Below are 26,908 nucleotides of genomic sequence, written 5' to 3' on the forward strand. Positions count from 1 at the left end.
AAAGACAGTAATCAGCAACCTGCAAAAAAGCAAATTGGCAGAAAAGCGGATGGTTAATACCGGTAATGCTCAGGTTTATAGGGCCCTTCCACCGGTACGCCAATGTATTCCGCTTGGTGCGGTTCCAACTCTTCCAACTCCACACCGATCTTAGCCAAGTGTAGTCGGGCTACCTTCTCGTCGAGGTGTTTCGGAAGGGTATACACCTTATTCTCGTAATTCGCGGTATTGGTCCACAACTCGATCTGGGCCAGCGTTTGGTTGGTAAACGAGTTGCTCATCACGAAGGATGGGTGCCCCGTAGCGCAGCCCAGGTTAACGAGGCGGCCTTCGGCCAGCAGGATGATGTCTTTGCCATCAACCGTATATTTATCAACCTGCGGCTTTATTTCAACTTTGGTGTTCCCGTAGTTGTTGTTCAGCCAAGCCACGTCGATCTCGTTGTCGAAATGGCCGATGTTGCATACCACGGCTTTATCTTTCATCGTTTTAAAGTGCTCGCCGCGGACGATGTCGCGATTACCCGTTGTTGTTACGATGATGTCGGCTTCCTTGACGGCATTGGCGAACTTCTTCACTTCGTAGCCCTCCATCGCGGCCTGCAGGGCACATATCGGATCGATTTCGGTAACGATGACGCGCACACCGGCACTGCTCAGCGATTCCGCCGATCCTTTCCCTACATCGCCATACCCGGCTACCACGGCAACCTTGCCGGCCAGCATCAGGTCCGTGGCACGGCGGATGGCATCCACCAGCGACTCGCGGCAACCATATTTATTGTCGAATTTGGATTTGGTAACCGAATCGTTTACGTTGATGGCGGGCAGGTGCAGGGTGCCGTTCTTCATCCGTTCGTACAGTCGGTGCACGCCGGTGGTGGTTTCTTCAGAAAGCCCTTTGATACCTTTGATCAATTCGGGATATTTATCGAAGACCATATTGGTGAGGTCACCGCCATCATCCAAAATCATATTGAGCGGCTGGCGATCTTCGCCGAAGAACAGCGTTTGCTCGATGCACCAGTTGAATTCGTCTTCGGTCATGCCCTTCCAGGCATATACCGGAATGCCGGCGGCCGCAATGGCGGCAGCGGCATGGTCTTGCGTGGAGAAAATGTTGCACGACGACCAGCTTACTTCTGCACCCAACTCGATGAGCGTCTCGATGAGTACTGCCGTTTGGATGGTCATGTGCAGGCAGCCCGCGATACGGGCCCCAGCCAGTGGCTTGGAAGCACCAAATTCTTCACGGAGCGCCATCAAACCGGGCATTTCGGCCTCGGCCAATTCAATTTCTTTGCGGCCCCACGCGGCGAGGTTGGTGTCTTTTACCTTAAAAGGTACGTATGCGGTGTCTATCGATGACATAATGCGTTGTTTTTGTGAACTGCAAAAGTATTGGTTTTGGGGGTTATATTCAAACTTACTTGGTAGCTCGCAGTTAAAAATTGACAATGAATTGAAATTGCCGATTTGTTTTACGCCCGTCGGCATGGTATCTTTGCAGGCATATATTTAATTGGAAACTAACAGAAAGGACTAAGCAATGTATCCAGAATACTTGGTTGCGCCGATGCGCAAGGAATTGACCGACGTAGGTTTTGAAGAGTTAAAGACCCCGGAAGAGGTAGACACGGCCATAAAAAACGAAGGGACCGTATTTGTAGTGGTTAACTCCGTGTGTGGTTGTGCGGCTGCCAATGCGCGCCCCGCTGCGGTAGCGGCTATCAAGAACGAGAAACACCCGGACAAGGTGGTTACCGTATTTGCCGGGATGGAAAAAGATGCGGTAGATAAGGCGCGTGCCCACATGTTGCCCTACCCGCCGTCGTCGCCTGCCATGGCCCTGTTTAAAGACGGTAAGCTGGTGCACATGATTGAGCGCCACCAGATCGAAGGGCGGCCTGCCCAGATGATTGCCGATAACTTGGTGGCTGCCTTTGACGAGTATTGCTAAGGGCAATCGCTATTTTTTAAAAGTATCCTAACAGTAAAGGCGCCTCATGAGGCGCCTTTACTGTTTATATAAGAAGCGGGCGTTCGCTATTCGATAGGCCCACTGATCGTGCTTATTGCGCCGCGCTGGGGAACGATGGTTACCTTGATCATTCCACGCTGGGTTTTACCGAGCGCACTCTCTACATCATCGGGCGAGTTGACGGCAACGTCATTCACATGGGTAACTACCTGCCCGCGCCTGATATTCTGGTAGTCAAACCAGCCACCTGGATGTACTTGCGTAACCGTTACGCCAGACGAAACGCCTAATTCCTTTTTCTTGGCATCAGGGGTTGGTACAAAGCCGGCACCCAACTGGTTGTAGATTTCGGTTGCACTACGTTTGGCGGCACTTTCCGATTCGGCTTCACGTTCTGTTGAGCTTGTGTCCTCTTTCAGGGTCACCGTTACATCGCGCTCTTTGCCGTCGCGCTTATAGGTGAGTTTTACCTTATCGCCCGGCCGCAATCGATAGATGCGTTCCTGCAGATCTGAGGATGAAGTGATGGCGCGTCCATCAAGTTTGGTGATGATGTCGCCTGCCTTGATGCCCGCTTCCTCAGCGGCACCCTTCGCTACAACGTCCGACACGTGGAGTCCATTTACCTCGCTGATCCCCAGTTCTTTGGCAAGCGCTGGGCTAAGTTCCCTGAAGGCAATGCCGATCAAACCACGTTTCACCCGGCCGAACTGGATGAAATCGTCCGATATTTTCTTGACCAGGTTAACAGGTACTGCAAAGCCATAGCCCGCATAGGTGCCTGTGGGGGTCATGATATTGGAGTTGATGCCAATCAACTCACCCGCTGAGTTGACCAGCGGCCCGCCGCTGTTGCCTTTATTGATTACAGCATCTGTCTGTATAAACGATTCCACGGCGGTGTTGAGCATAGGTTGGTCGTCTGTTTGGGGGTATCCGCCACGCTGCTGATACTCCCGCTGCTGCAACTCACGGGCAATGATTCCGGTAGAACGGCCGGTTGCACTGACAATCCCTGCCGTCACCGTGGATTCCAGCCCCAATGGGTAACCAACGGCCAATACCCATTCGCCAATGCGGACTTTGTCTGAATCACCGAATCTAACAAAGGGAAGACCTTTCTCGTTAATTTTGATCAGTGCTAAATCGGTATTGGGGTCACGGCCAATGATTTTGGCTTCCACCACACGTTTGTCGGTCAATTGGACTTCTATTTTATTGGCATCTTCTACAACGTGGTTGTTGGTAACGATGTAACCATCTTGCGATATGATCACACCCGAGCCGGTAGCTTGGGCCGGGGGTTGCGATTGCTGCCGTTGCCGTGGCATTCCGAAAAACTCTTCAAATAAGTCCATCGGCGCCGCATTGCCGCCCCTCGAACGCCCGGGATAGGTGGTAGTGATGTGAACCACGGCAGGTGCCACCATGGCCGCGGCTTGGGTAAAGTCCGGGTTGCCGGTCGATGATACGACATTCGGCACCGGGTTGCTTGCGTAGTGCAGCTCTTGCCGTTCTTCAAATGACATCCTGCTTTCCTGTTTGCTTTCAAACAGCTTATAACCGCCCACAGCAATCAAGCCTCCAACCAGTGCGGTCAATAATGTTAATCCTAATTTTTTCATGATAATTATTCCTATCGTTATAAGTCGAAAAATCTTGCTTCTGCAAAAGATAGTCAAAGGTAATACCAATTGGCATGCGAAAGCAAATGGAAAGACCCACTTTTCTGTTAAATAATGTTAAAGCAGCCGGTTATGTGAACCCGATAGTCCGTGATGATTTATTGAACGGATATACCTACCTTTGACCCGATAACGGGAATACATGGCAACATATGCGTTTTACAAGTACCAAGGAGCAGGCAATGACTTTATCCTCATAGATAACCGTAATCTGCTGTTTGACAAGGATAATGTCGATTTGGTACATCGGCTATGCGACCGCAGGTTTGGCATCGGTGCGGACGGGTTGATGTTGCTGCAGCCAGTAGACGGATATGATTTTGAGATGGTATATTTCAATGCCGACGGCCGAGAGGGGAGTATGTGCGGGAACGGCGGGCGTTGTATCGTGGCATTCGCGAGGGATTTGGGAATAATTGGCAAAACGACCGACTTTTTGGCAGTGGATGGGCCCCATCATGCCGAAATTGATGACGAGGAGAGGCGCGTAAGTTTGCAGATGATCGATGTCGATGTCATTGAACGCGATGGTGCGGCTTATGTGCTCGATACGGGCTCGCCGCATTACGTGGCGTTGGTGGATGGATTGGCGTCTTTCCCCGTGGTCGCCGAGGGCAAGCGTATCCGCTTCAATGGGCGTTATGGTGCTGCCGGTATCAATGTGAACTTCGTGGAGCCCGAAGGCCCCGGTTACTACGTACGTACGTATGAACGTGGTGTTGAGGATGAGACGCTGGCCTGCGGCACTGGGGCTACGGCAGTGGCGATAGCGATGGCAGTGCACGAGGGGAAAAGCGGTTCATTGGTGGTCCCTATCCGGGTAGCCGGCGGTAATCTTACCATCCGATTCAAAAAAAATGGAAACCACTGCACGGATGTGTTTCTAGAGGGCCCCGCTAAGTTTGTATTTAAAGGTGAAATAACGGTGTAGCACATGACCTTGTTGCGCTTCCTCTTCTATTTCCATGGATTCTCACTGGTCGTAGCTGGTATCGCCGCAATATTGCCTTTGTTATTCGATGGCGTTCCCGTTTTAAGCCCCCACTTCTGGTTACTTTTCGGGGTGGTGTTCGCCACCACGCTGTTGGCGTACCTGCTGAGTGACCTGGGTATTCGAAAGGGGGGCGAATTGTCTATTTTGAGCCTAATTGGAGGGCTTTTTGTCAAGCTGCTACTTTGTTTGGCGGTGGTGGCCGTGTTAATTATAAAATACCCTGATAATAAGATGCTTACGGCATTGAATTTTTTTTCGCTATATTTCTTGTTTACAGCCTTTGAAGTTACCTGTTTGTTACGTAACTTGCGCGACCAAAATCAGACGTAAAAAATTGGGAATAGATGGATTTTAGGCACTTTTTCGACTCAAAAAAAATCAGCTTCATCGCTATTTTCGCCGTTCTAACAACCTTTTCCGTTGCACAAACTGCCGATTCCACCACCACAGCCGCTGCTTCGGTAGGCCATGAAACCCATGGCGAGGAAGCATTCAAGCCCACCGAGGTGATCATGGAGCACATTGGCGATTCGCATGACTGGCACCTTTGGGGGCATACTTCCCTGCCGTTACCTGTGATACTTTATACCGATAAAGGGTTTGAGTTTTTCCTGTCTTCCCAGTTTCATCACGGTGAGCACGACTACCAAGGGAAATACTATACCTACCGGTTGGTGGACAAGAAGAAGATACAAGTGGTGGGCACAAACGGGACCGTGGATGAAGCGGCATCGAAGAATGTGTGGGATTTTTCCATTACCAAGAACGTGGCCGCCATCTTTCTCTCGGTCATCTTGCTGGTGCTGATTTTTTCTTCTGTGGCACGTGCTTACAAAAAGCGTGCGGGTAAGGCGCCGAAAGGGCTGCAATCGTTTCTTGAGCCCATTATCCTATTTGTTCGGGATGACATTGCCCGTCCGAATATCGGTCATAAGTATGCGCGCTTTATGCCGCTTTTGCTGACCATATTCTTTTTCATCTGGTTTAACAATCTCTTGGGGCTGATACCGATTTTCCCGGGCGCGGCCAATGTTACGGGCAATATCGCAGTGACGTTTGTGTTGGCGTTCATCGTGCTCGTTGTCGTGAATATTAACGGGAATAAACATTACTGGAAACATATCCTTACACCGGACGTTCCATGGTGGTTGTATCCGATTATGATTCCGGTGGAACTGGTGGGTGTTATCTCGAAGCCTTTCGCATTGATGATTCGTTTATTTGCCAATATCACGGCGGGGCACATCATCATCTTGAGTCTGATTTCATTGATTTTTGTATTCCAGTCGATAGCTATTGCGCCGGTTTCGGTAGCGTTCGTATTGTTTATGAACGTGCTGGAGCTGTTGGTAGCGGCCTTGCAGGCCTTTATATTCACGTTGTTGACGGCTTTATTTATCGGGATGGCCATTGAGGATCATCACTAATGCATTTTACACTATTATATATACATTAAATTCAATTTGTTATGGTAGGTTCAATTGCGGCAATTGGTGCCGGATTAGCAGTGATCGGTGCCGGACTCGGTATCGGACAGGTAGGTGGCAAAGCCATGGAAGGTATTGCACGCCAGCCTGAGGCTGCTTCTAAAATTCAGACCGCGATGATTATCGCAGCGGCCCTTATCGAAGGTGTGGCCCTGTTTGCAGTCGTGGTTTCTTTGATGGGATTAAATTAATCCGCAGCAAAGTGTAACTGAATCGAGGGTCGGGTAGCCGACGATTGGTCTAACGCCCGACCCTTATTTAAACACAGCATAAAATTTAGTATCGTATATGAGTTTTGATATTGGTAATCCGAGTTACGGATTGGTTTTTTGGACCTTGGTTGCTTTCATCCTGCTCCTGCTCCTGTTGAGGAAATTTGCATGGAAGCCTATCATGGAGGCCATCGGTGAGCGTGAGCAATCGATAGAAAGTGCGTTGGCATCCGCAGAGAAAGCGAAAGAAGAGATGGCCCGCCTTACTAACGAAAATGAGCAATTGCTCAAAGCTGCCCGGGCCGAGCGGGATGTGATCCTGAAAGAGGCCAAGGAATTGAAGGACCAGCTGGTGGCGGATGCGAAGGTGCTTGCCCAAGCAGAAGGAGCCAAGCTAATCGAGCAGGCACGGAAAGAGATCGATGACCAGAAGAAGCAGGCATTGGCCGAGGTGAAGAGCCAAGTGTCGTCACTCTCGTTAGACATTGCCCGCAAGGTGCTCCAAAAAGAATTTGAAAGCGAACAACGGCAGGAAGCATTGGTGGCTGAACTGTTGAAGGACGTGAAGTTAAGTTAACTAATCCGAGGCAAACAGTAAAACGATATGTCGGAGTTTAAAGTTGCGTCGCGGTATGCCAAGTCACTCATCGACCTGGCGCAGGAGCAAGGAAACCTGGAGGTGGTAAAACAGGATATGGAGCAGTTCGTGGCTACACTGCGTGCCAATGGCGAACTGCAAGCTGTGCTGAAGAACCCCATCATGAAACAGGATAAAAAGCGTAACATCCTCGATGCGTTGTTCGGTGGCAAAATCCACCCTTCCATCGTGGCTTTTTTCCATATCATGGTCCGGAAGGGGCGTGCGGGTATCCTTTATGCGACAGCGCGCGAGTTTATCCGCGAATACAACGAAGTAAAAGGTATCGTTTACGCCACAGTGGTGTCGGCAACCAAGTTGTCAGCAGCAAACCTGGATGGGCTACGGAAGGTAATCGCCAGCGAAATCAATGCGGAGGTTGTGCTGCGTAATACGGTAGACCCCACGTTGATTGGCGGGTTTGTGGTAAACGTGGGCGACAAACAGATCGACGCTAGCATCAATGGCAAGCTGAATAAATTAAAACGCCATTTCGAAACACAGGTGGTTAGTTGAGAAGTTAGGCGGCAGACGCTAGACAACAGACATACCGCAAAGAGCAAAAAAGCAAACAGCAGAAACGCAAAAGGCAAAATACAAATAGGCAAACAGCAAAAAAGCGAATAAAATGATAGAGGTAAGACCCGATGAAGTATCGGCAATTTTAAGAGAACAATTGTCGAGCTTCAAATCAGAAGCCGAGCTTGAAGAAGTAGGTACCGTACTGCAGATCGGTGACGGTATTGCGCGGATATACGGCTTAACCAAAGTCCAGTCCGGTGAGTTGGTTGAATTTGACAACGGATTGCAAGGCATTGTGCTGAATCTCGAGGAAGATAATGTGGGTGTGGTATTACTTGGGAAGTCCGACGAGATCAAGGAAGGCGATACGATTAGGCGCACGCGCCGGATTGCGTCTATCAAAGTAGGTGAAGGCATGCTCGGACGTGTAGTCGATACATTGGGACAACCCATCGACGGCAAAGGTCCAATTGTTGGCCAAACCTATGAAATGCCGATCGAACGTAAGGCACCCGGTGTTATCTACCGCCAGCCGGTAAACGAACCCCTGCAAACAGGTATCAAGGCGATCGATGCGATGATTCCCATCGGTCGTGGGCAGCGGGAATTGGTAATCGGTGACCGCCAGACAGGAAAGACGGCGGTATGTATCGATACCATCATTAACCAGAAGGAGTTTTACGATGCCGGTGAGCCGGTATTCTGTATATACGTGGCCGTTGGACAAAAGAACTCAACGGTTGCGAACATCGTGCGGACGTTGGAAGAGCGCGGGGCCATGCCCTACACCGTTGTGGTGGCAGCTTCTGCTGCCGACCCTGCACCCATGCAGTTTTACGCACCCATGGCCGGAGCCGCTATCGGTGAGTTCTTCCGCGACACGGGTCGTCCCGCATTAATTATCTACGATGATTTATCAAAGCAGGCAGTAGCTTACCGTGAGGTGTCACTTCTGCTTCGCCGCCCACCGGGCCGCGAAGCGTACCCTGGCGACGTGTTTTACCTGCACAGCCGTCTGTTGGAGCGTGCCGCGAAAATCAATAGCTCCGATGCCATTGCCCAAAACATGAATGACCTGCCCGATTCAATAAGGGGGCTTGTGAAGGGTGGCGGTTCGTTGACGGCGTTGCCGATCATCGAAACGCAGGCCGGTGACGTATCTGCCTACATCCCGACCAACGTAATTTCGATTACCGATGGACAGATATTCTTGGAATCAAACCTGTTCAATGCAGGCGTGCGTCCTGCAATCAACGTGGGTATTTCGGTATCCCGCGTAGGGGGTAATGCCCAAATCAAATCGATGAAGAAGGTGGCCGGTACATTGAAGCTCGACCAAGCCCAGTACCGGGAGTTGGAGGCATTCTCCAAATTCGGTTCTGACCTCGACGCGGCGACCAAGGCCGTGCTAGATAAAGGGGTGCGCAATGTGGAGATCCTCAAGCAAGGGCAGTTCGCTCCGGTGCCGGTAGAAAAGCAGGTAGCGATTATATACGCGGGTGTAAGGGGATTGTTCCGGAGCGTGCCGGTAAGTAAAGTGAAAGAATTTGAAGCTGAGTACCTACAGCAATTGGAGCAGCGCCACCCGGAAGTGTTGAAAGCCCTGAAGGAAGGGAAATTCAACGACGAGCTGACGGGCGTATTGGAGAAGGTTGCGAAAGAGCTGGCAGATAAGTATTAATAATTGGACATGAGACAGTAGATATGAGATGTTAGATATGAGACGACGACCGGACGAGTGGTGGCGGTCTAACGTCTCAAATCTAACATCTCAAATCTAGTATCAAAGAAAATGGCAAATTTAAAAGAGGTAAGGAACCGGATTACGTCGGTCACTTCCACACAGCAGATTACGAAGGCGATGAAAATGGTTTCGGCAGCGAAACTAAAACGGGCCACGAATGCTATTCTGCAATTGCGCCCTTATGCCGAGAAGCTCCGGGAAATTTTGGCCAATGTATCGGCCAGCGTGGAAAGTGGATCTTCACCTTATACGGTTGACCGTAAGCCCAACAACGTATTGATGGTGGTCGTCGCTTCCAATCGGGGATTGGCCGGTGCATTCAACGCCAACGTCATCAAGACGGCCAACCAACTTATTGCTGAGCGGTACAGCGAACAGCTCAGGGCCGGCAATGTGCACATTATCGGCATTGGAAAGCGGGCACAAGATTATTACCTTAAACGTAGCTATCAGGTAGTAGGCAACCACAATGATTTGTTTCTTGAGCTCAACTTCGAAAATACTTCCAAGATTGCCGAACGGATCATGAGCGGTTTTGCCAATGGTGAATATGACCGGGTAGAATTGGTGTATAACCGTTTCAAGAATGCGGCGGTGCAACTTCTGACGACGGAACAATTACTTCCATTGCTGCCCTCCAACGAGGTTTCTACCACGGCGGAAGCAGCCGTCGATTACATCATCGAACCTTCGAAAGAGAAGATTGTAGAGGAATTGATTCCCAAAGCGATACGCGTACAGCTGTATAAGGCGATATTGGACTCACATGCATCCGAACATGGCGCGCGGATGACGGCCATGGATAAGGCTACCGACAATGCCGGTGAATTACTCAAGTCATTGAAACTTTCTTACAATCAAGCCCGTCAGGCGGCGATCACTACCGAACTTACCGAGATCGTGAGTGGCGCTGCGGCCTTATCCAACGGTTAGGCACCTAGCGTGTAAATTGCTTACAAAAAAGGACATTTAATGTCCTTTTTTGTTTCAGGAATATCGGTCGTCTTTAAAATACCCACAAATAGGTATATGCGATTGAAAACAAATCGGCTATATTTGTGTTGTTTGTTTCGTAGCGGACGATAGCACTCTTTGGCAAGGTTATTGAGTAATTGGAATCGCAGCGTGCGCGGGAGATCAGCGTTTTTGATCATCTTAGTATTTTTTTATTGTAGCAAAAGTGGGGTGGACATCGTTTATAATGCGAATGGATAGTAGGTGCTACATTATTTGGCTTACATGAAAGAACTCATACTTCGCTTCAAAACGGTGCCTCGTTGGGCAATCCTACTCCTGGATTTACTGATACTGACCTGGTCATTCTCATTATCTTATTTTATAGCGAAGCAATTTAATTTCCACGACATTGTACGTGGGCATTTCTTCATCTATACGGCCATGTATAGCGGCATCGCCTTGCCCGTCTTTTTCTTGATGCGCATACATACGGGCTTGATCCGGTACTCGGATACACGGGATATGTTGAAGATTTTTTCCGCGATGCTCTTCACTTCGGCCGCTTACCTCATGGTGGTCTATTTGATTCTCGGACCACTGTTAGGGATCAACGATGCCCAGTTGGGTTTGGTGATGCTCATCAATTTTTTCATTGCGACTTCCCTGCTTATCATGCTGCGCATTACGGTGAAAAGTATTTACTTTATGCTGATGCGGAAGGCACAGGATGTGGATACGGTTCGGGTGTTGATTTATGGGGCCGACCAGAATGCGGTGATGGCCAAACAGGCATTGGAAAATAGCACGGAATCCAAATTCGTCATCATAGGCTTCATTGATACGAATCGGAGTAAGTTGAATAGTTATATAGAACGGAAGCGGGTTTACCACGTAAAGGACCTTCCGGCCCTGAAAGACCGGTACGCGATCGATCAGATGATTTTTGTGAAAGACCACTTGGGTAGCAGAGACAAGAAAGTCATCGTAGAGCGCTGTTTACGGCTTGGTATCAAAGTATTGACCGTTCCTCCCGCTTCGGAGTGGGTTTCCGGAAGGTTGCGGTTGCAACAGATCAAGAATCTGCGTATCGAGGATTTGTTGCAGCGGGCGCCGATTAAAATCAACAACGATAAGATATGCGATGACCTGTGTGGCAAACGGATCCTGATTACGGGGGCTGCCGGTTCCATCGGCTCGGAAATAGTCCGCCAGGTATTGCGCTACGAGCCGCAGATGCTCGTGCTTTGCGACCAAGCAGAATCACCCATGCATGAAATCCAGTTGGAGATCGAGGAGAAATTCCCGAGTAGCAACGTCGTTATTGCAGTTGCGGATATCCGCAACCTGGAGCGCATGCATCAAATCTTCAATGACTACCGACCCGAGTTGGTGTACCATGCGGCCGCATACAAGCATGTGCCGATGATGGAACGGAATCCGGGTGAAGCGGTAAGTACCAATGTGGGGGGTACGAAGAACGTCGCCGATCTATCCATCCTTTTTGGCGTGAAGAAGTTTGTGATGATATCTACGGATAAAGCCGTGAACCCAACCAATGTGATGGGGGCATCCAAACGGATTGCCGAGATATATACCCAAAGCCTTGACGGGCAGCAGTCCTTGCAATTGGTTGACGCTGCATCCGGGCGGAGTTCTACGGTAAAAGGTACGCGCTTTATCACGACCCGTTTCGGTAATGTGCTCGGGTCAAACGGGTCTGTAATTCCCCGTTTCCGGGCGCAGATTGAAAAGGGAGGCCCGTTGACGGTAACACATCCCGAAATTACGCGGTATTTCATGACCATACCCGAGGCCGTGCAGCTGGTATTGGAGGCTGGCACGATGGGGAAAGGTGGCGAGATTTATGTGTTTGACATGGGCAAGCCGGTTAAGATTGTTGATCTGGCCCGGAAAATGATCCAGCTTGCCGGTTTGAAACCAGATACAGATGTAGAAATCATCTATACCGGTTTGAGAAGCGGCGAGAAGCTTTATGAGGAGCTGTTGAACGACGGCGAGAAGGTATTGCCCACGCATCACAGCAAGATTCATATCGCCCGTGTTAGCCCTGTCGACTACGACTACGCAAAGCGGTCCATCTATGAGTTGGTCGCGTTGAATGAACGGAAGAACAGCAGCGGGGTTGTTCGGAAGATGAAGGAAATCGTTCCGGAGTTTGTCAGTAAGAATTCACCCTTCGAAGCGCTGGATTCGGTAAGTTAAGTTACCATCTGATTAGCGCGCTTGCCCAAGTGAATCCGGAGCCGAATGCGGCCAGGCAGATCAGGTCACCGGGTTTGATTTTTCCCGCTTCCCACGCTTCACAAAGCGCAATAGGAATAGAAGCCGCCGTGGTATTGCCATATTTTTGGATGTTGTTGAAAACCTGGCTGTCCGATAATCCCAATAATTTCTGGACGTATTGGCTGATCCGTAAATTCGCTTGGTGGGGCACGAGTAAATCGATATCTTTTTCCGAAAGACCATTGGCCGCGAGCGCTTCTTTAATGACCTCGGGAAATTTGACCACGGCCTTCTTGAAGACTGCGGGCCCATCCATATAGGGCAGGGCTGCACCGTTTTCCAACTGCTCGGTCGTCAGGAAAAGCCCTCCCAGTTCCTGCTCGGGGAAAGGCGTTGCATCGTTCAGCCATTTATTCGCGTGGGCACCGGGGTAATACATTGCCAACAATTCAGCATCCGCACCATCGCTGTGCAGGTGCGTGCTGAGGATGCCTTTCCCTGTTTCTTGGGTGGGCTGCAACACCACGGCGCCGGCACCGTCGCCAAAAATCACCGACACGTTACGGCTGCGGGTCTCGAAGTCCATCGCGAATGAATGTTTTTCGCTGCCCACCACGAGGATATTTTTATACATACCCGTTTTTATAAACTGGTCGGCTACCGATAGGGCATATACAAATCCCGAACATTGGTTGCGGACATCCAGCGCGCCGACCTCACGCATACCCATTTCGCGCTGCAGCAATACCCCGCAACCGGGGAAATAGTAATCGGGGCTCAACGTGGCAAAGACGATAAAATCGATCTCCTGCGCCGTGGTGCCAGCACGTTGAATGGCTACCTTTGCAGCTTCGATGGCCATGGTCGTGGTGGTCTCTCCATGGCGGTTGGCAAACCGACGCGCTTCGATGCCTGTCCGCTCCCTGATCCATTCGTCGCTCGTGTCCATGAAACGGGTTAAATCCGTATTGGTATATACATTTTGTGGGACGTAAAATCCAACACCCGCTATCTTCGATTGATACATATAAGCCTATCTTAAACCCCTGTTCTTTGATACAATTGTACGGAAATTTTATAAAAAGACGTAACTTTGTATCATGACGGTCGAAACGCAGGAAGAAACCTTTACACTAGATCAGATACTGGCCGCTGTCACTCCGGGCCATCGCCTGATCCTCTGGAATGACGATACCAACACCTTTGACCACGTAATCAACTGTCTGGTCAAGCACCTCCAGTATACAGCGACCGAAGCCGAGGATATTGCTTGGAAGGTCCATAATGAGGGGAAATGCGCGGTGTTGGAAGGAAGTTACACCGAGGTGGAGGTGTATCGGAAAATACTTAAATCCGAGGGTCTCACGGTAAGCGTGGAGTAATACGCGACTGTCAAGGTAACAATGTAAGCGAAGCAACCCCCCAGCTGTAATAAAGCGGTTACCATCAATAGCAGATTGCGATAAAAGCACAATCTTTGCGGCCGTTATACAGGTGCTATATTAAAGATAAGAACAAACAGATGAACGCTTCATGCAGGATGAGGGAGATTAGGTATATTGTTTTATTGCTGGCTTTCGCATGGCCTGCCGTCGTGTCTGCACAACAGACATCCGGCACGCTATCCGCGGTAGTTATTGATGAGGTATCCAAGGAGCCTGTTGGCTTCGCCAGTGCGGCAATCCTTACGCAGGCATCCAAATCATATGTGGATGGGGTGCAAACCCTGGATGATGGGAAAATTCGGTTCAACGATGTCAAACCCGGTGTCTATGCCATTCGTATTACCTACGTCGGTTATGAAAATTACCTGCAAGAGCATGTGACGGTCGACGCAGGTCAACACGTCGATCTGGGCAACATTCTATTGAAACCCTCGGGCGAACTGCTCGAAGAGGTTGTGGTAGAAGGGACCCCTCCTGCCATGCAAATAGGTATAGACCGTAAGATATTTAATGTGGCCCAAAGTACGTTGAGTGTAGGTGGAACCGCAACCGATTTGCTAGGCAACGTACCTTCGCTGCAGGTAGATATGGATGGTACGGTCAGTCTGCGCGGATCCAGCAGTGTGCGGATTCAGATCAATGGCCGCGAGTCGGCACTGGCAGGAAGCGATGTGACGCAATTCCTGCAATCGTTGCCCGCCAACGCGGTGGAACGGATTGAGGTTGTGACCAACCCGTCATCGAAATACGATGCCGAGGGGCAATCGGGCATTATCAATATCGTATTGAAAAAAAACACGTACCTGGGTTTCAATGGTTCGGTCAACGTTTCGGGTGGGTCTTATGACAATTACATGGCCGGCCTGAACCTCAATTTCCGCAACCGGAACTTCAATTACTACGGTGGCTATACGTTCAACCGCCGGAACATGGTGGGGGATGGTGTAAACAACACCGAGCTACTTAGCAACAACAGCCAAACCAACAATATAAGTGAAAGTGCACGGCTTGGGCTCAATCACAGCGTGCAGCTGGGCTTGGATTACTACCTCGGTGAGAAGACGCTCATTGGGCTGGCGGGTAATCTCAGTTTACGTGGCAATGACCGTAACGAAGACTTGTTGTACCAGTACTTCAACCACCCGCAACTATCGGGTAATAGCAATAGATATTCCCGCCAAGATGAAGACGACCTAGGATACGAAGTTACATTGGATGTAAAGCGTACTTTTGGGCGCGAAGGGGAGGAGTTACTGGCCAACGTTGCCTATGGATACGATGGTGAAGAGGGGGTAAATAGGTTTAATCAAGACTATACAACGCCCCCTGCGGAGATGTATGAGCGGATGCGTATAAACGATACCGAAGAAAAAGGTCGCAATATCAATATTCAGTTGGACTATGTACGGCCATTTGGCGACAACCATAAATTTGAGGCAGGTTATCGGACCACCGTACGCGGTAGTTTAGAGCATCAATACTCACAAGTGGATTCTACCGATGGCCTGCGGCCGGATTATCGGGTAAGTAATGATTTTGATATGACCAGCAGTGTCCACGCACTGTATGCCAACTACCAGAATAAATTAACGGATAAATTGGGGTACCAAGTTGGCCTCCGCGCCGAACAAGCCTACCTCGACACCGAGTTGGGACTGCTCACGCCGGGGTTGCCTGAGAGTGAACGTACAACGACTGGCCGGCTGGATTACTTCCGTGTGTACCCCAGCGTATTTCTAACACAGGAGTTTGGTGACCAGAACCAACTCCAACTGAGTTATACCCGCCGGGTAAGCAGGCCACGGGGGTGGCAGGTCAATCCTTTTGTAGACGTGTCAGACAACCTGAACCACCGGCAAGGAAATCCCAACCTGCTCCCGGAAGACATCCATTCATTCGAACTGGGTTATACGAAAACGTGGCCATCGCTCTTGGTCACCTCGTCGGTGTACCACCGTATCGTAAATGATGTTACGCAACCCATTATCCAAGAAGTGGATGAAAATACCGGCGTCACCTTGATGCAATGGCAGAACCTCAGCCGGAATGAATCGACCGGACTGGAGTTGATTTCGCGGGTCGATTTATCCAAGAAATGGGATGTGATGGCCAACGTAAATGCATTTCACACACGTTTCCAGGGAAGTGAGGAATTTGGGGTAGCGGGATCCGAAGGCTTCAGCTGGGATGGCAATGTAATGACCAACTATCGGTTTACACCCATATTTTCGATGCAGGCCAAGTTCGATTACCGTGCGCCGCGTATCATGGCGCAGGGAAAGATGATTGAAAATTATGTCATCGACGCAGGATTGAAGCTCGACGTGCTGAACCGCAAAGGTAGCATCACGTTCAATGCACGCGATTTGCTGAACCAGCGCCGATTCGGTGGCTTTACCACGAGCAATGGCGTTCACCGCTATTTCGAACATCGGTGGATGCGGCGGTCGTTCATGCTCTCGTTCAACTACCGCTTCGGTGACCAGCGTCTTAAACGTGAGGAACGCAAGCGTAATGAAGGTATGCAGGACTTCGGCGGCGGTGAAGGTGAGCAGCAGTTTTAAAACAGCTGTTTGAGTGCCGCCAGCGTGCTGACGCTCTGTTTGACGTCTGACGGTACCTCTGCATTATTGGGGTTGAAATAGATGGCATCCATGCCCACATTCTGGGCTCCCCGGATGTCCGCATCCAAGCTATCCCCAACCATCACGCTGTCCGCCACGGTGGTATTGGCATTGCTAACCGCATGGTGGAAGATTTGCGGGTGTGGTTTATGGAAACCCACCATCTCGGATATCACAATCGTTCGAAAGTATTTTTTCAGGTCGCACGTGGTGATTTTGGTCTCCGAAGCATCGCCAAATCCGTTGGAGATGAGGTGCAGCGTATATTTCTCTTGCAGGTAAGCAAGCGTTTCATGTGCATGCGGGAAAAGGTTTGTTTTCTGGGGGCATAAGCGGAGGTAATCTTCCTCAAAAGCCGGCGGAAACCACTTCGGGTCGATACCAAATTCGCTGAAAGTGTCGGCAAACCGGGCTTCGCGTAGGGCGGCCTTCGTAATTTTGCCGTGGTGGTAGAGTGCCCATAGGCGGTGGTTATTCCGATTGTACGTGTCGATAAACACGGTAGCAGACTCAATGCCTAAGTTGTGGAAACGATAGGTTTCAAAAAGTTCTGTCAACGTTTCTGACGCATTCTTTTCGAAATCCCAGATGGTATGGTCCAAATCGAAGAAGATGTCTGTCTTGCCTGTACGTTGCATCGGGCAAAGATAGCGATTCTACTGCATATGGAGGCTCCGTAGTTGCTTGCGTATGTAGTTGCCCGCAGGCGTGAGCTGTTGCGCCGTCCATTTACCCGAAGTGAGAGCGCCGGGGGCAAGTATGGCCGTGGTCTCGGCCTTATCGGTGATGTTCCAATTGGCCCAGCTGAGCTGGTGTTTTTCCATCCAGTCCATCCACTGTTCAGTTTTTTCTCTGTCAAACACGCCGTCGCCATTTGACTCGCCGACACCCCATTCCGTGATAAACAAGGGAAGTCCTTTGGCCAGTGCCGTTTCGGCCTTCCGCCGCAGGTTATCTTGGTGGTTGGGGTCGCTGGCGTAGAAATGGAAAGAGTAGGCAATGTGGTCATAGCCGGTAATGGGGTCGTTTGCCGTTACATCCACATCTTGGTCCCAATGGGGGCTGCCCACGATGATGAGGTTATCGGGGTCGTGTTTCCGGATTTCGTCGATAACGGCGATGGAGTAATCTTTGATCGTAGGCCATGGGTGCCGCTCCGGCTCGTTCCAGATTTCGTAGATGATATTGGGTGTACCCGCATACCGCTTGGCCATTTCGGCAAAGAAGGTTTTCGCCTGCTCAATGTTCTTGTCCGCATGATGGTCGTGCCAATCAATGATCACATACACGCCCCGCTCGATTCCACGGTCGGCGATTTGCCTAATCAATGCCGCTTGCTCCTCGGGGTGTTGTAAGTAGCCACCATCCGGCTCGATGGCCATGGAGAGCCGGATAAGCGAAACATGGAAGTCATCAACCAGCCAATCGACCACCGCATGGTTATAGTATTTCCGTCCTTCCCATATGCTCCAGGAGAAACTCATGCCCCGTAATTGGGGCGGCACTCCATGTTGGTTGACGATGCGATTGCCCACGGTTTGTAGGATGCCATGTTTTGCGATGGGCGTGGTTGTCGGTGCTTCCTGGCCGTCGGCTCGGCACGCGCAAACGGTTACGCACAGTGTCAGGGAGATGAGGGTATATAGCGTTTTCATGTTAAGGTAGTTGATACATATTCGGCATTTCATCGGCGAAATAAATGTAATCATTGTTTTTGAATGAAAGGAAGTCCACTTCCGCCGGATGGCCTTTGTAGGGTGTCCAGAAACTGTCTTTACGGCTTGCCCATACCAATACATAGGAAAGCCGGACCGGTTGGTGTTGAAGCGCCTTGAGCAATACCGCGGTGTACCAATTGGCTTGGCCCAGATTCGAAAGTCCCGTTTCAGTAAGAGCAGCTGCCTTCTGGTGCTGCACGGCATAGTCGGATACAATTTTCATTTTTTGGGCGGCGGCGCTTACGGTCGCACCGGCTTGTAAATCGCCATAGTTATCCATGCCTACCAAGTCTACATAATCATCGCCCGGGTAGCGCTCCAGGTATTGCGCTTCGGTGTTGAAATTCCTGTCGGGCGACCACGCATACAAGAAGTTACGTACGCCCAATTCATCCCGAAGATATTCGACGGTGAACTGGTACAGTTGCTTGTATTCCGTTACGGTGCAGTGTGCCTTACCCCACCAAAACCAATCGCCGTCAAATTCGTGGAATGGCCTGAAGATGACCGGTACCAGTTTGCCGTCGGTGCCTATCAACGACTTCGCGTATGCCGCAATGGTTTCCAAGGAGGTCTTGTATACCTCATGATGGTCTCCTCCCGGCAATATCCTGCTAACGGCCTTCACCGGCGAATCGCTCCAATAGAAGTTCCCTTTCGATACAGGGTTGCCGTAATGCCAGCTATAGGTGTTGATTCCACCACGGTCGTAAGCCTCGATGGTCAACTGGCGGGCAATGTCCCGTTCGTAGGCAAACCAGCTGTGCCCAGGCTCGAAGAATCCAGCGATGTGGTTGAAATCATGGCCATACACTGCGGGGTAAGCGCCCGTTACCGTTTTTACATCCGACTTTTCGGTTGCCACGGTAGGAAGATGTTGCTCGTTTGCCCATTCCATCCCGTCCCCGTCGACTCCGCGCTTGGTCGCGTCCTGATGGCCGAACAGGATATGTTCTTCGGCTACCCGCTTCAGGTTATAGAAGAGTGCTGCGGTTTCATCGCTTGCATCCTTGTCAACCAACTCAAGCTTGATGTCAGCGAGTGTAGTCGGGCCGTCTTCTTTCGGAGCCTCCTGTTCCTCCTTTTCGTCGATTTTATTTTCCACGGGGGCTTTGCTGCAAGCTGTTCCGGTAAGGAACAGCCAGCAAAGCCCGATACCATATAAGTGAAAGCGGTTTTTCACGCTATATGTTGATTTATCTTAAACCTACGTGGTCCATATATACGGTCCCAGACCAACCTGTTTCCTGAAAGACAAGTTCGGTCATGGTTGCCGGATTACCCAATTCCGTCAACGGTAATTTATATTCTACCCATTCGCCTTCCGTAATGGTGATGACATAGGCGGAACTCCCATTTGTGGTCAGGTTGATGGTTTTCCCCCCGGTGCCCGGGGTGCCGAAAATGGAAAAAGCGATTTCCTGGTAGCCTGCGGTGTTCACACTGAAATTAGCAAACTTCAATGCGCCCCAAGAACCTTGGTAACTCACTTTAATGGCAGCATTCCCATCCCGGACATTTTCTGAGTTGTTGAAGTCCACCGTGCTTCCCCAACCCCAATTTTGGGCGCTGTTTTCCAGCTGGTCTATGTATAACGGATAAGCAAGCGGGTCAGGAGCAACCGGGTCGCCAACAAACGTCAGGATGTCCTCGCTTTCCACGGCGATTTTTGAAAAGGCCACAATCGAAAGGGTACCACGTGTCGCTTCCTCAGGGATTGCGATGACCAGTTCGGTTTCCGACCGGCTCACGAAGTCCATAATCGTATCGGCAACCCCTTTTAATACGATTCCTTTAACGAGGTCGAGGTCTGCGCCGCTTACGGTGAGGTTCGCCCCGCGGTCCACGGGGTTGGGAGAGAAACCCGTTATCGAGGGAAGGGTAACTTCCAGTTGATCTTCCAATTCGATGGTTAGGGGTTCTGTACCGCCCGTGAGCACCGTCAGCGATCCCGATTGGGCGTTCATAGGCACGGTAACCACCAGTTCGGTCAGCGACTGGCTGACAAATTCGGTGACGGGAAGCTCATCGGCAAAAACTATCGACGTTACCCAATTGAGATATTCCCCTTGAAACGTGATCTGCTCGCCCGGTTTTGCCGAGGTGGTGAAATCGGTGATGACCACAGGAACTTCCAGATTGAGCGGTGATTTCGACGTGATATCCCCTTCCGATGTTTTTAATGTGATGATACCCCGTTCCGCTTGTTCAGGGACCGTGACAACAATTAATTCGGACGTCTGTTCAACAAAGTTAGTACTCTGAATGCTTGCTCCTACGAACTCAATGGCCGTTACTTTATCCAAGTTATTGCCGATAATCCGCATTTGCTCGCCATGTTGTATGCCGGCAGGGCCGAAACTGAGTAATTCCACGGCAGAAGAAAGCGCTTCTTTTTTCTCACAGGAGAGTGTAATGAACAGGAACGTACCTGCCAATGCAGCAAATACAAGCCTGATGGGAAATTTCTTCGGGTTCATTATCTTCGTGTTTTAGGTGTCATTTGCTTTTGTTTTCGTCGATTTTCGGTACAATCCGGAAATTGTCAAATGCGATGTCACAGTCCAGATCGCCTGGGCCATGAATCAGTATCCGCGTCCAATAACCATCGGGATTGACTACCGGAGTAACGCCCAGGTCCTTGTAGCTCTGCATCACCACCTCATATGGAATGGCCACAGTCTGCCATTTCCCACCTGTATTGAACGGGGGCGCCCATTGGTAGGCATCGTTCACTTCACTAGGAAGACCAAAGTTGAATTTGATCATGTTGTTGTTGTAGGGCTTCAATGTGTTGACCTCGAATTTAAGGTAATAATTTTCCGGCTTGAGGATCGCTTCATCCGGGATGTTTTTACTGATGTCGCCCATGGCACTGGCGGGGCCGCCCGCAACTTCCGTCCATGCCCACCCGGAGATGGCGCGGGTTATCCGGATATAGTTACCATTGATGGCGGGCGGGTCGCCTGCACCTGGATTGCTGACCACGAAAGCGGCATTCCACCAACCGGTGAACGGGTCGCTGCTGAGGATGATGTTCCTACCATCCCTAAACCAGAAATCGGATGGTGTTCGGCCGAAATTGGTTTCGACGGTGATCGGTCCCGGCTGTGCCCCTTCGGGGATCCGTACTTCGAGCAGGTCGTCTTCCACGGAAACCAATTCGCCCACAGCCCCGCCGGTAAAGGTGACGGTAAGCGGCTCATAAAAATAGTTGCCCCGGATGGTGGCTACTTCGCCTGCGAGGGCGTATTCGTTGTTGATGGAGTTGACGAACGGTTCGCTGATCTGTACTTCAAATTCGTGCTCCAGCGTATTGCCGTTTGCAAAAACGATACGCATTTGGTTGGTGATGTCCAATGGGACCAAACTCGGTACGCTAACCAGTATGCTCGTGTTGGTGATATACGTGGTGGTCAATACGGCCTGCCGGTCATTGAACCAGATTTCGCGTGCGCCACCGAGGTTCTCACCTATGATAGCAATGAGGTTACCTTGGCCCGCACCAATTAATAGTGAATCGGCAGACAAGGGGTCCGTGATCCGTACATACCGGATTCTTGGATCGCCGTTATTCGGAAGGTCGGCTTCTGAACACGATGTATAACTTCCCACCGTCGCTATCGCGATGGCTAGGAACAGTATGGGGGTGAATATCGATTTCATTTTAGTTCGGTTTTATCAGTCGCTATTTGTTGAAATAATCCACCGGTGGCTTCCGTAAATTGGGTGCCTGACTTAATTCCGCGGTGGGTATAGGCAGGAGGAAGTTGCCCGAATTGGCGTCAATGCCCCTGGTGTCGACGTCTACCCAAGGTGTTTTCGTGAAGGTCCACGAGGTGGGGTTCGGGAATTGGTCGGGTTCAGCAAAAAACTTCTCACGGTCCTGGCCATTCAGTATTTCATATGCTTTGGCAGGATTGTAATAATGCAGGCTCACCAGATCATACCAGGCCATGCCTTCCATGGCAAATTCGATGAAGCGTTCCTTGAAAATCACATCCAGCGTGAGCGGGTCTTCAAAGGGGGGCAACCCGGACCGTGTGTGTACCTTATTGAAGTATTCGAGTGCGGTAGCATCCGTGGTGGAGGCGCCATTACCCAGTACGGCTTCGGCATAGATGAGGTAAATTTCGGCCAGTCGTTGCATGTACGTGTCATGCCCGTAGTTTTGGGAAGCGGCTTGGCCTCCTACGTCATCCGCTTTGCCGGTGACATATTTCTTGATGGATGCGAAATTGACATCGGTGCCGGTAAACGGAAATACAAGTTCCTGCGAGCCGCCGGGAATGGTCTGTGTAATTTCGGGGTAGTGCGCACCGGGCAGCATGAAGGTAGCCTTAAGCCGCTGATCCAACGTGCGCCCCTCCATACCGGTTTCAGTAGGTGTGATGCCATCATAGAGTGACAGCATCCACCAAGTAGCCCCTTTGTCGCCGCCCCAGCCATCGCCGTTGGCGATATCGCCGCTATAAGCGAGGTACGCCGGAGTCGAATTTTGTGTGCCCCATGCACCGGGCGCGAATGCCCATTGCAGCGAAAACAGGGACTCCGCGTTATTATCGTAAGGAAACAAGAACAGGTCGGCATAGTTTGTCAGTAAGGAGGCCCCACTGAGGTTGATGACCCGTTCGGCATAGTATTTTGCACTATCGAGGAAGACCTGGTCGCGCGTACCGCCGCCGCCCGAAGCGACACCGGCGCGGTTGAGGTAAAAGCGGGCCAGCATCCCTTCGGCCGACCATTTGGTGAGCCGCCCGGGGCGAATGGGTTCTTCGGGCAGGTCTTCTGCCGCAGCCCGCATCTCATTGGTAATGAATTTCCATACACTTTCCGGCGTATTCCGTTGGACAGTGGTGTCCGAGAGGAGCGTGAGGTTGTTTTCGATAATCGGTACAGCCCCCCAGTTCATCACCAGGAAACGGTAGGCAAGTGCCCGCATAAACCGCGCCTCGGCAATAGCGAGCCGCTTGACGGTCGGTGAGACAGCGGATCCTGCGTACGTATTGATGTTTTGGATAGCCAAATTGGCTTGGCCCACCACGATGAAGAATGAACGCCATGCCGCGCCATTATCGGGGTTATCCCCGGTGGTGTTGAAAAGGACGTTTCCCCGGTCATTATACGCTGAATACGCCGTTCCAGCGCGGAAGTCGCCCAAATTGTAGGATGCTTTATCGTTATAATCAAACCACACTTTGCTATAGAGCAGTGCCGTGGCTGCAAGTACCTGGTCGTCGGTTTGATAGAAGTTGGCATCCACGATTGCGTCCGTAGGGGGCTTTTCGAGAAAACCCTTGTTGCAGGCGGAAAAGGCCAATAAGACGGTGATTAATGTTGCGCCGATAGGAATATGTTTCGTAATTGTCATGATCGTCGTATTTAAAAACTTAATCCTAAACTGAATGAATAGATGGGAGTGAGCGGGTAGCGACCGAAATCCAAGCCGATCGCTTGGTTTACGTTACTGGCATCCCGCCCGATATAGGCACCTACTTCGGGGTCGAATCCCGAGTACCGGGTAAACGTTGCCACGTTCTGTGCGCTAAATGACACCCGTACGCTTTGCAGTACTTTTTGCCTGGCGAGTAACGACGGCGGCAGGTTGTAGCCGAGGGTAATGTTCTTGATGCGGATGTAAGAGCCATCTTCCACCCATTTGTCGGTGTGGCGCTCATAATTCCCATTGGGCCCGTGTGAAATCCGTGCCACATCGGTACCGGGGTTTTCTAGCCGAACCACGCCATCGTCACCCGCGATGGGCCGTGCATACTCCATGGCGTGTATCATCAGGTTCCGGCTTAGGTTGATGTTGTTCGGGTTTGAGTTTACCCGGGCAATGTAGTTATAGATGTCGTTTCCGAAAGCACCGGTGAACAGGATGCTTAGGTCGACGCCTTTATAGCTGAACGAATTGGTAAAGCCTGCAAAGAATTTGGGGTATGGGTTGCCGATGTAAGTTTGGTCGTACACGTCGATGATACCATCCGGGGTGCCGTTGGGGCCGCTGATGTCTTTGAATTTGACATCGCCCACCCAAATGTTGGCTTCGTTGGTGGGCATCCGGTTGCCGTTGTTATCGGCCGGTACGGCACTGTCGTTGATTTCTTCCACCGATTGGAAGATGCCTTCTTCGATATAGCCGAGGAATTGCCAAGGGGCTATGCCCACCACGGATTGCTGTGTCCAATTATCCAGCCACCAGGATGTGCGGTTGATCTGGGCAGCGTCGGAATAGAATTTTTCGATCGTTGTTTTGAATCCGGAGATGTTGAAGTTGGTCTCCCAGGTGAATTGTTCATTCCTAATGTTCGTGGTGTTGAGCGTGATCCCCCATCCTTTATTCTGCAGCGACCCGATATTCACCTGCGGGGCCGCTACCGCGCCGGTGCCGTTGGTGCCCATATACCAGGGCAGCGGGTTTTCCATCAACAGGTTATCGGTGTTTTTGATGTAATAGTCGGCCTCGAGCTGAATACGGTTTTGCAGGAAGCCTATATTCAAGCCGTAATTGTAGGTGAGTGTCTCTTCCCATTGTAATCCCGGATTATTATACCGGCTAGGTAGGAAGCCCGTGCCGGTGGGTGTGGCCCCCGGTTGCATGGGCGAGTAAATGTATCCGCTGCCGCCTTGGTTTCCCGTGGTCCCGGTTTCAAACCGCAATTTCAGTTCGCTGATGGCGGGGATATTGAAAAATGGTTCTTGGGATACGCGCCAAGCTGCCGATACCGACGGAAATACGCCCCATTTATTTTCCTGTCCAAAATTTACGGAACCGTCGCTCCGGATGGTGGCCGAAACGATATACCGGTCGGCATAGTTGTAGTTAACCCTACCCAGGTAGGATTCCATCGCCCATTTACCGGAGCCGCCGTTGGCTAATGACGTCAAGGGATCCCCTGCTTCCAAGTCGAGGATGTCATTGGTAAGGAACCCTGTACGCCTACCGCCGAGGTTCTTCCAGGTGGATTCCTGTGCCTCATGGGTAACCATTACGTTCAGGTGGTGATTGCCGAACTGCTTGTTGTATTCTAACAGTTGATTCCAATTCCAATAGGTATTGAGGTTGGCGCGGCTTTGCAACGAAGCCGTGGCATTTTCGGCCCAGCCGATTTTATAAACGGGGATGTAATACGACGAGTTGGAAAAACCGAAGTTGGTATTGAAGGACGACCTGAATTGGAGCCCTTCCATCAGGTTGATCCCCAGATTGATGCCCCCGATAAATTGCCGCCTAACCAGGTTATTGGTTGTGAGGCTAGCGATGGCAAGGGGATTTACGGGAGCAAAATTATTGGCCCCGTTATTTTCATCGCCGCCGCCCCATGAACCGTCGAGGTTCTTAACGGGGATTTGCGGTGTCAATCGCAAGGCATTGGATATGATGTTTTCCTGGCTCGTCGTGAGGTTTTCATCCGTTTGGCTGAAACTGAGGTTGGTGCCTATGGAAAACCAGTCCCGGGGTTTCGTATCTACGTTGAGGCGGGTGCCGTACCGGTCGAACCCGGATCCTGCTGCAATGCCTTTTTGGTTGAGGTATTCGCCCGAGAGGTAATACGTGGTTTTATCATTTCCACCGCTAAGGCTCAACTGATGTTTGTGCATGGGCGCATTGTTGAACAACTCCCCTTGCCAGTCGGTACCTTTTCCCAACAGGGAAGGGTCAAGAAATTCTAGCGGCGTTTCGCCTCCCGCTATTTCGTGGTACTCGCCTACCATCTGCGCATATTGCCGCAGGTTCATCACTTCCATCCGGGGTGGGGCCGTCTGGACGGTATACTGGACACCGTAATCGATCTTCGTTTGGCCCGCTTTGCCACGCTTGGTAGTAATCAGTAGTACACCGTTGGTGGCTCTCGAACCGTAGATGGCGGTAGCCGAGGGTCCTTGGAGTACTTGGATATCCTCGATGTCGGCTGGATTAAGCCCCGCCAGCGGATTGGAAGAGCTCTGCTCGCCGAAAGATACCGCCTGACCGGCAATTTGTACGCCATCAATTACATACAGAGGCTCATTGGTACCGTTGATGGAGTTTATACCCCTGATGTTTACCGATATCCCACCGCCCGGCTGACCCGAGTTCTGGGTGATATAAACGCCGGCGGCACGTCCCTGGATGGCTTGTTCGATGGTGGTATTTATCGTTTTCCCGATATCATCGGCTGTTACCGTGGTCTGTGCACTAGTGAGATTACCGCGCTTATTGGTACCGTATCCGACTACGACAACTTCTTCTAGCGAGGAGGTTGCACTCGACAATGCTACGTTGATAATGCTGCGGTTGCCAACGGGTTCTTCCAACGTTTGCATGCCTAAATACGAAAATACGAGAACAGCATTGTCCGAGGGTACTGTCATCCGGTAGCTGCCGTCGGCCGCCGTGGATGTGGATTGCGATTGGCCCTTCACGCTGACGGAAACTCCGGATAGCGTCGCTCCGGACTCATCCGTTACATTTCCGCTTACTTGTCGCTGCGTGTTGCCTTGCCCGGCTACGAGCTTTGCGATAGCTAACATCACGAAAAGCAATCCTGCATTTTTTAATAAATGTGGAATCATAAGGTTAAAAATTGGTGGTTAACACTACTATCAAATATAGGCTGATTTTTGCTGTACTATTAATACTATTTTTGCCTATTGTTGTGAAAAATGGACAGTG

At 50.8% G+C, this 26,908-nt stretch carries 22 protein-coding genes; 12 read left to right on the forward strand and 10 right to left on the reverse strand.

The window, feature by feature from the left end; genetic code table 11:
• Positions 1-53: 53 nt before the first annotated feature.
• Positions 54-1,370 (reverse strand): adenosylhomocysteinase, encoded by a 1,317-nt coding sequence (gene ahcY, locus ACEVG1_RS14975; RefSeq protein ID WP_374744563.1) that lies wholly within the window; start codon positions 1,368-1,370, stop codon positions 54-56.
• 178 nt (positions 1,371-1,548) lie between these two features.
• Here ahcY and ACEVG1_RS14980 point away from each other — a divergent pair, with 178 nt between their 5' ends.
• A complete protein-coding gene (locus tag ACEVG1_RS14980; RefSeq protein WP_374744564.1) occupies positions 1,549-1,959 on the forward strand; it encodes a BrxA/BrxB family bacilliredoxin in 411 nt (136 codons plus the stop codon).
• Between the two features lie 86 nt (positions 1,960-2,045).
• Here ACEVG1_RS14980 and ACEVG1_RS14985 read toward each other — a convergent pair whose 3' ends face one another.
• Positions 2,046-3,605 (reverse strand): Do family serine endopeptidase, encoded by a 1,560-nt coding sequence (locus ACEVG1_RS14985; protein WP_374744565.1) that lies wholly within the window; start codon positions 3,603-3,605, stop codon positions 2,046-2,048.
• 202 nt (positions 3,606-3,807) lie between these two features.
• On the opposite strand from ACEVG1_RS14985, the gene dapF reads away from it, so the two are divergent.
• From dapF to ACEVG1_RS15030, 9 genes are all read left to right on the forward strand, one after another.
• The gene (gene dapF, locus ACEVG1_RS14990) at positions 3,808-4,596 is read left to right on the forward strand and encodes a diaminopimelate epimerase (RefSeq protein ID WP_374744566.1); all 789 of its coding nucleotides are present in this window, start codon (positions 3,808-3,810) and stop codon (positions 4,594-4,596) included.
• Between the two features lie 3 nt (positions 4,597-4,599).
• Complete coding sequence (locus ACEVG1_RS14995) at positions 4,600-4,989, forward strand: hypothetical protein (RefSeq protein WP_374744567.1); 390 nt, start codon at positions 4,600-4,602, stop codon at positions 4,987-4,989.
• 14 nt (positions 4,990-5,003) lie between these two features.
• Positions 5,004-6,086 carry a F0F1 ATP synthase subunit A gene (gene atpB, locus ACEVG1_RS15000; RefSeq protein WP_374744568.1) on the forward strand — a complete coding sequence of 361 codons (1,083 nt, stop codon included), beginning with the start codon at positions 5,004-5,006 and terminating at the stop codon, positions 6,084-6,086.
• Positions 6,087-6,127: 41 nt separating this feature from the next.
• On the forward strand, positions 6,128-6,337 hold the full coding sequence (gene atpE / locus ACEVG1_RS15005) for an ATP synthase F0 subunit C (protein WP_325636436.1): 210 nt from the start codon (positions 6,128-6,130) through the stop codon (positions 6,335-6,337).
• A gap of 97 nt (positions 6,338-6,434) precedes the next feature.
• Positions 6,435-6,935: a F0F1 ATP synthase subunit B gene (locus tag ACEVG1_RS15010; RefSeq protein ID WP_374744569.1), complete on the forward strand. Its 501-nt coding sequence runs from the start codon at positions 6,435-6,437 to the stop codon at positions 6,933-6,935.
• A 27-nt stretch (positions 6,936-6,962) separates the two neighbouring features.
• The gene (gene atpH / locus ACEVG1_RS15015; protein ID WP_374744570.1) at positions 6,963-7,511 is read left to right on the forward strand and encodes an ATP synthase F1 subunit delta; all 549 of its coding nucleotides are present in this window, start codon (positions 6,963-6,965) and stop codon (positions 7,509-7,511) included.
• Positions 7,512-7,623: 112 nt separating this feature from the next.
• Complete coding sequence (atpA, locus tag ACEVG1_RS15020) at positions 7,624-9,198, forward strand: F0F1 ATP synthase subunit alpha (RefSeq protein ID WP_374744571.1); 1,575 nt, start codon at positions 7,624-7,626, stop codon at positions 9,196-9,198.
• A gap of 111 nt (positions 9,199-9,309) precedes the next feature.
• On the forward strand, positions 9,310-10,194 hold the full coding sequence (gene atpG, locus ACEVG1_RS15025) for an ATP synthase F1 subunit gamma (RefSeq protein ID WP_374744572.1): 885 nt from the start codon (positions 9,310-9,312) through the stop codon (positions 10,192-10,194).
• Positions 10,195-10,500: 306 nt separating this feature from the next.
• A complete protein-coding gene (locus tag ACEVG1_RS15030; RefSeq protein ID WP_374744573.1) occupies positions 10,501-12,441 on the forward strand; it encodes a polysaccharide biosynthesis protein in 1,941 nt (646 codons plus the stop codon).
• A gap of 1 nt (position 12,442) precedes the next feature.
• On the opposite strand, the gene ACEVG1_RS15035 is transcribed toward ACEVG1_RS15030, so the two are convergent.
• Positions 12,443-13,489: a 3-oxoacyl-ACP synthase III family protein gene (locus ACEVG1_RS15035; protein ID WP_374744574.1), complete on the reverse strand. Its 1,047-nt coding sequence runs from the start codon at positions 13,487-13,489 to the stop codon at positions 12,443-12,445.
• Positions 13,490-13,562: 73 nt separating this feature from the next.
• Here ACEVG1_RS15035 and ACEVG1_RS15040 point away from each other — a divergent pair, with 73 nt between their 5' ends.
• Together ACEVG1_RS15040 and ACEVG1_RS15045 are read left to right on the forward strand one after the other, a co-directional pair.
• Positions 13,563-13,844: an ATP-dependent Clp protease adaptor ClpS gene (locus ACEVG1_RS15040; protein ID WP_374744575.1), complete on the forward strand. Its 282-nt coding sequence runs from the start codon at positions 13,563-13,565 to the stop codon at positions 13,842-13,844.
• A gap of 140 nt (positions 13,845-13,984) precedes the next feature.
• The gene (locus ACEVG1_RS15045) at positions 13,985-16,471 is read left to right on the forward strand and encodes a TonB-dependent receptor domain-containing protein (RefSeq protein ID WP_374744576.1); all 2,487 of its coding nucleotides are present in this window, start codon (positions 13,985-13,987) and stop codon (positions 16,469-16,471) included.
• Here the strand turns inward: ACEVG1_RS15045 and ACEVG1_RS15050 are convergent.
• From ACEVG1_RS15050 to ACEVG1_RS15080, 7 genes are read right to left on the reverse strand one after another with little or no spacing between them, the layout of a single operon-like run.
• Positions 16,468-17,169: a YjjG family noncanonical pyrimidine nucleotidase gene (locus ACEVG1_RS15050; protein ID WP_374744577.1), complete on the reverse strand. Its 702-nt coding sequence runs from the start codon at positions 17,167-17,169 to the stop codon at positions 16,468-16,470. The two genes, ACEVG1_RS15045 and ACEVG1_RS15050, sit on opposite strands and share 4 nt — an antisense overlap.
• A gap of 18 nt (positions 17,170-17,187) precedes the next feature.
• The gene (locus ACEVG1_RS15055) at positions 17,188-18,186 is read right to left on the reverse strand and encodes a glycoside hydrolase family 5 protein (RefSeq protein ID WP_374744578.1); all 999 of its coding nucleotides are present in this window, start codon (positions 18,184-18,186) and stop codon (positions 17,188-17,190) included.
• A gap of 1 nt (position 18,187) precedes the next feature.
• Complete coding sequence (locus ACEVG1_RS15060) at positions 18,188-19,432, reverse strand: glycoside hydrolase family 26 protein (RefSeq protein ID WP_374744579.1); 1,245 nt, start codon at positions 19,430-19,432, stop codon at positions 18,188-18,190.
• 13 nt (positions 19,433-19,445) lie between these two features.
• On the reverse strand, positions 19,446-20,729 hold the full coding sequence (locus ACEVG1_RS15065) for a hypothetical protein (protein WP_374744580.1): 1,284 nt from the start codon (positions 20,727-20,729) through the stop codon (positions 19,446-19,448).
• A 19-nt stretch (positions 20,730-20,748) separates the two neighbouring features.
• A complete protein-coding gene (locus tag ACEVG1_RS15070) occupies positions 20,749-21,915 on the reverse strand; it encodes a glycan-binding surface protein (protein WP_374744581.1) in 1,167 nt (388 codons plus the stop codon).
• A gap of 22 nt (positions 21,916-21,937) precedes the next feature.
• Positions 21,938-23,620 carry a RagB/SusD family nutrient uptake outer membrane protein gene (locus ACEVG1_RS15075; RefSeq protein WP_374744582.1) on the reverse strand — a complete coding sequence of 561 codons (1,683 nt, stop codon included), beginning with the start codon at positions 23,618-23,620 and terminating at the stop codon, positions 21,938-21,940.
• An 11-nt stretch (positions 23,621-23,631) separates the two neighbouring features.
• The gene (locus ACEVG1_RS15080; protein ID WP_374744623.1) at positions 23,632-26,766 is read right to left on the reverse strand and encodes a SusC/RagA family TonB-linked outer membrane protein; all 3,135 of its coding nucleotides are present in this window, start codon (positions 26,764-26,766) and stop codon (positions 23,632-23,634) included.
• Positions 26,767-26,908: the final 142 nt, after the last annotated feature.

The sequence above is a fragment of the Parapedobacter sp. 2B3 genome (genome assembly GCF_041925275.1).
In the GTDB taxonomy this organism is placed as follows: domain Bacteria; phylum Bacteroidota; class Bacteroidia; order Sphingobacteriales; family Sphingobacteriaceae; genus Parapedobacter; species Parapedobacter pyrenivorans_A.

Bases quoted from the DNA above. Each gene is read 5' to 3' on its own strand.
- ACEVG1_RS15050 (WP_374744577.1), bottom strand. From the start codon at position 17,169: ATGCAACGTACAGGCAAGACAGACATCTTCTTCGATTTGGACCATACC.
- ACEVG1_RS15055 (WP_374744578.1), bottom strand. From the start codon at position 18,186: ATGAAAACGCTATATACCCTCATCTCCCTGACACTGTGCGTAACCGTT.
- ACEVG1_RS15065 (WP_374744580.1), bottom strand. From the start codon at position 20,729: ATGAACCCGAAGAAATTTCCCATCAGGCTTGTATTTGCTGCATTGGCA.
- atpE (WP_325636436.1), top strand. From the start codon at position 6,128: ATGGTAGGTTCAATTGCGGCAATTGGTGCCGGATTAGCAGTGATCGGT.
- ACEVG1_RS14985 (WP_374744565.1), bottom strand. From the start codon at position 3,605: ATGAAAAAATTAGGATTAACATTATTGACCGCACTGGTTGGAGGCTTG.
- ACEVG1_RS15070 (WP_374744581.1), bottom strand. From the start codon at position 21,915: ATGAAATCGATATTCACCCCCATACTGTTCCTAGCCATCGCGATAGCG.
- atpB (WP_374744568.1), top strand. From the start codon at position 5,004: ATGGATTTTAGGCACTTTTTCGACTCAAAAAAAATCAGCTTCATCGCT.
- ACEVG1_RS15045 (WP_374744576.1), top strand. From the start codon at position 13,985: ATGAACGCTTCATGCAGGATGAGGGAGATTAGGTATATTGTTTTATTG.
- ACEVG1_RS15035 (WP_374744574.1), bottom strand. From the start codon at position 13,489: ATGTATCAATCGAAGATAGCGGGTGTTGGATTTTACGTCCCACAAAAT.
- ACEVG1_RS15080 (WP_374744623.1), bottom strand. From the start codon at position 26,766: ATGTTAGCTATCGCAAAGCTCGTAGCCGGGCAAGGCAACACGCAGCGA.
- ACEVG1_RS15040 (WP_374744575.1), top strand. From the start codon at position 13,563: ATGACGGTCGAAACGCAGGAAGAAACCTTTACACTAGATCAGATACTG.
- ACEVG1_RS14995 (WP_374744567.1), top strand. From the start codon at position 4,600: ATGACCTTGTTGCGCTTCCTCTTCTATTTCCATGGATTCTCACTGGTC.
- atpA (WP_374744571.1), top strand. From the start codon at position 7,624: ATGATAGAGGTAAGACCCGATGAAGTATCGGCAATTTTAAGAGAACAA.
- ACEVG1_RS15010 (WP_374744569.1), top strand. From the start codon at position 6,435: ATGAGTTTTGATATTGGTAATCCGAGTTACGGATTGGTTTTTTGGACC.
- ahcY (WP_374744563.1), bottom strand. From the start codon at position 1,370: ATGTCATCGATAGACACCGCATACGTACCTTTTAAGGTAAAAGACACC.
- ACEVG1_RS14980 (WP_374744564.1), top strand. From the start codon at position 1,549: ATGTATCCAGAATACTTGGTTGCGCCGATGCGCAAGGAATTGACCGAC.
- atpG (WP_374744572.1), top strand. From the start codon at position 9,310: ATGGCAAATTTAAAAGAGGTAAGGAACCGGATTACGTCGGTCACTTCC.
- dapF (WP_374744566.1), top strand. From the start codon at position 3,808: ATGGCAACATATGCGTTTTACAAGTACCAAGGAGCAGGCAATGACTTT.
- atpH (WP_374744570.1), top strand. From the start codon at position 6,963: ATGTCGGAGTTTAAAGTTGCGTCGCGGTATGCCAAGTCACTCATCGAC.
- ACEVG1_RS15075 (WP_374744582.1), bottom strand. From the start codon at position 23,620: ATGACAATTACGAAACATATTCCTATCGGCGCAACATTAATCACCGTC.
- ACEVG1_RS15030 (WP_374744573.1), top strand. From the start codon at position 10,501: ATGAAAGAACTCATACTTCGCTTCAAAACGGTGCCTCGTTGGGCAATC.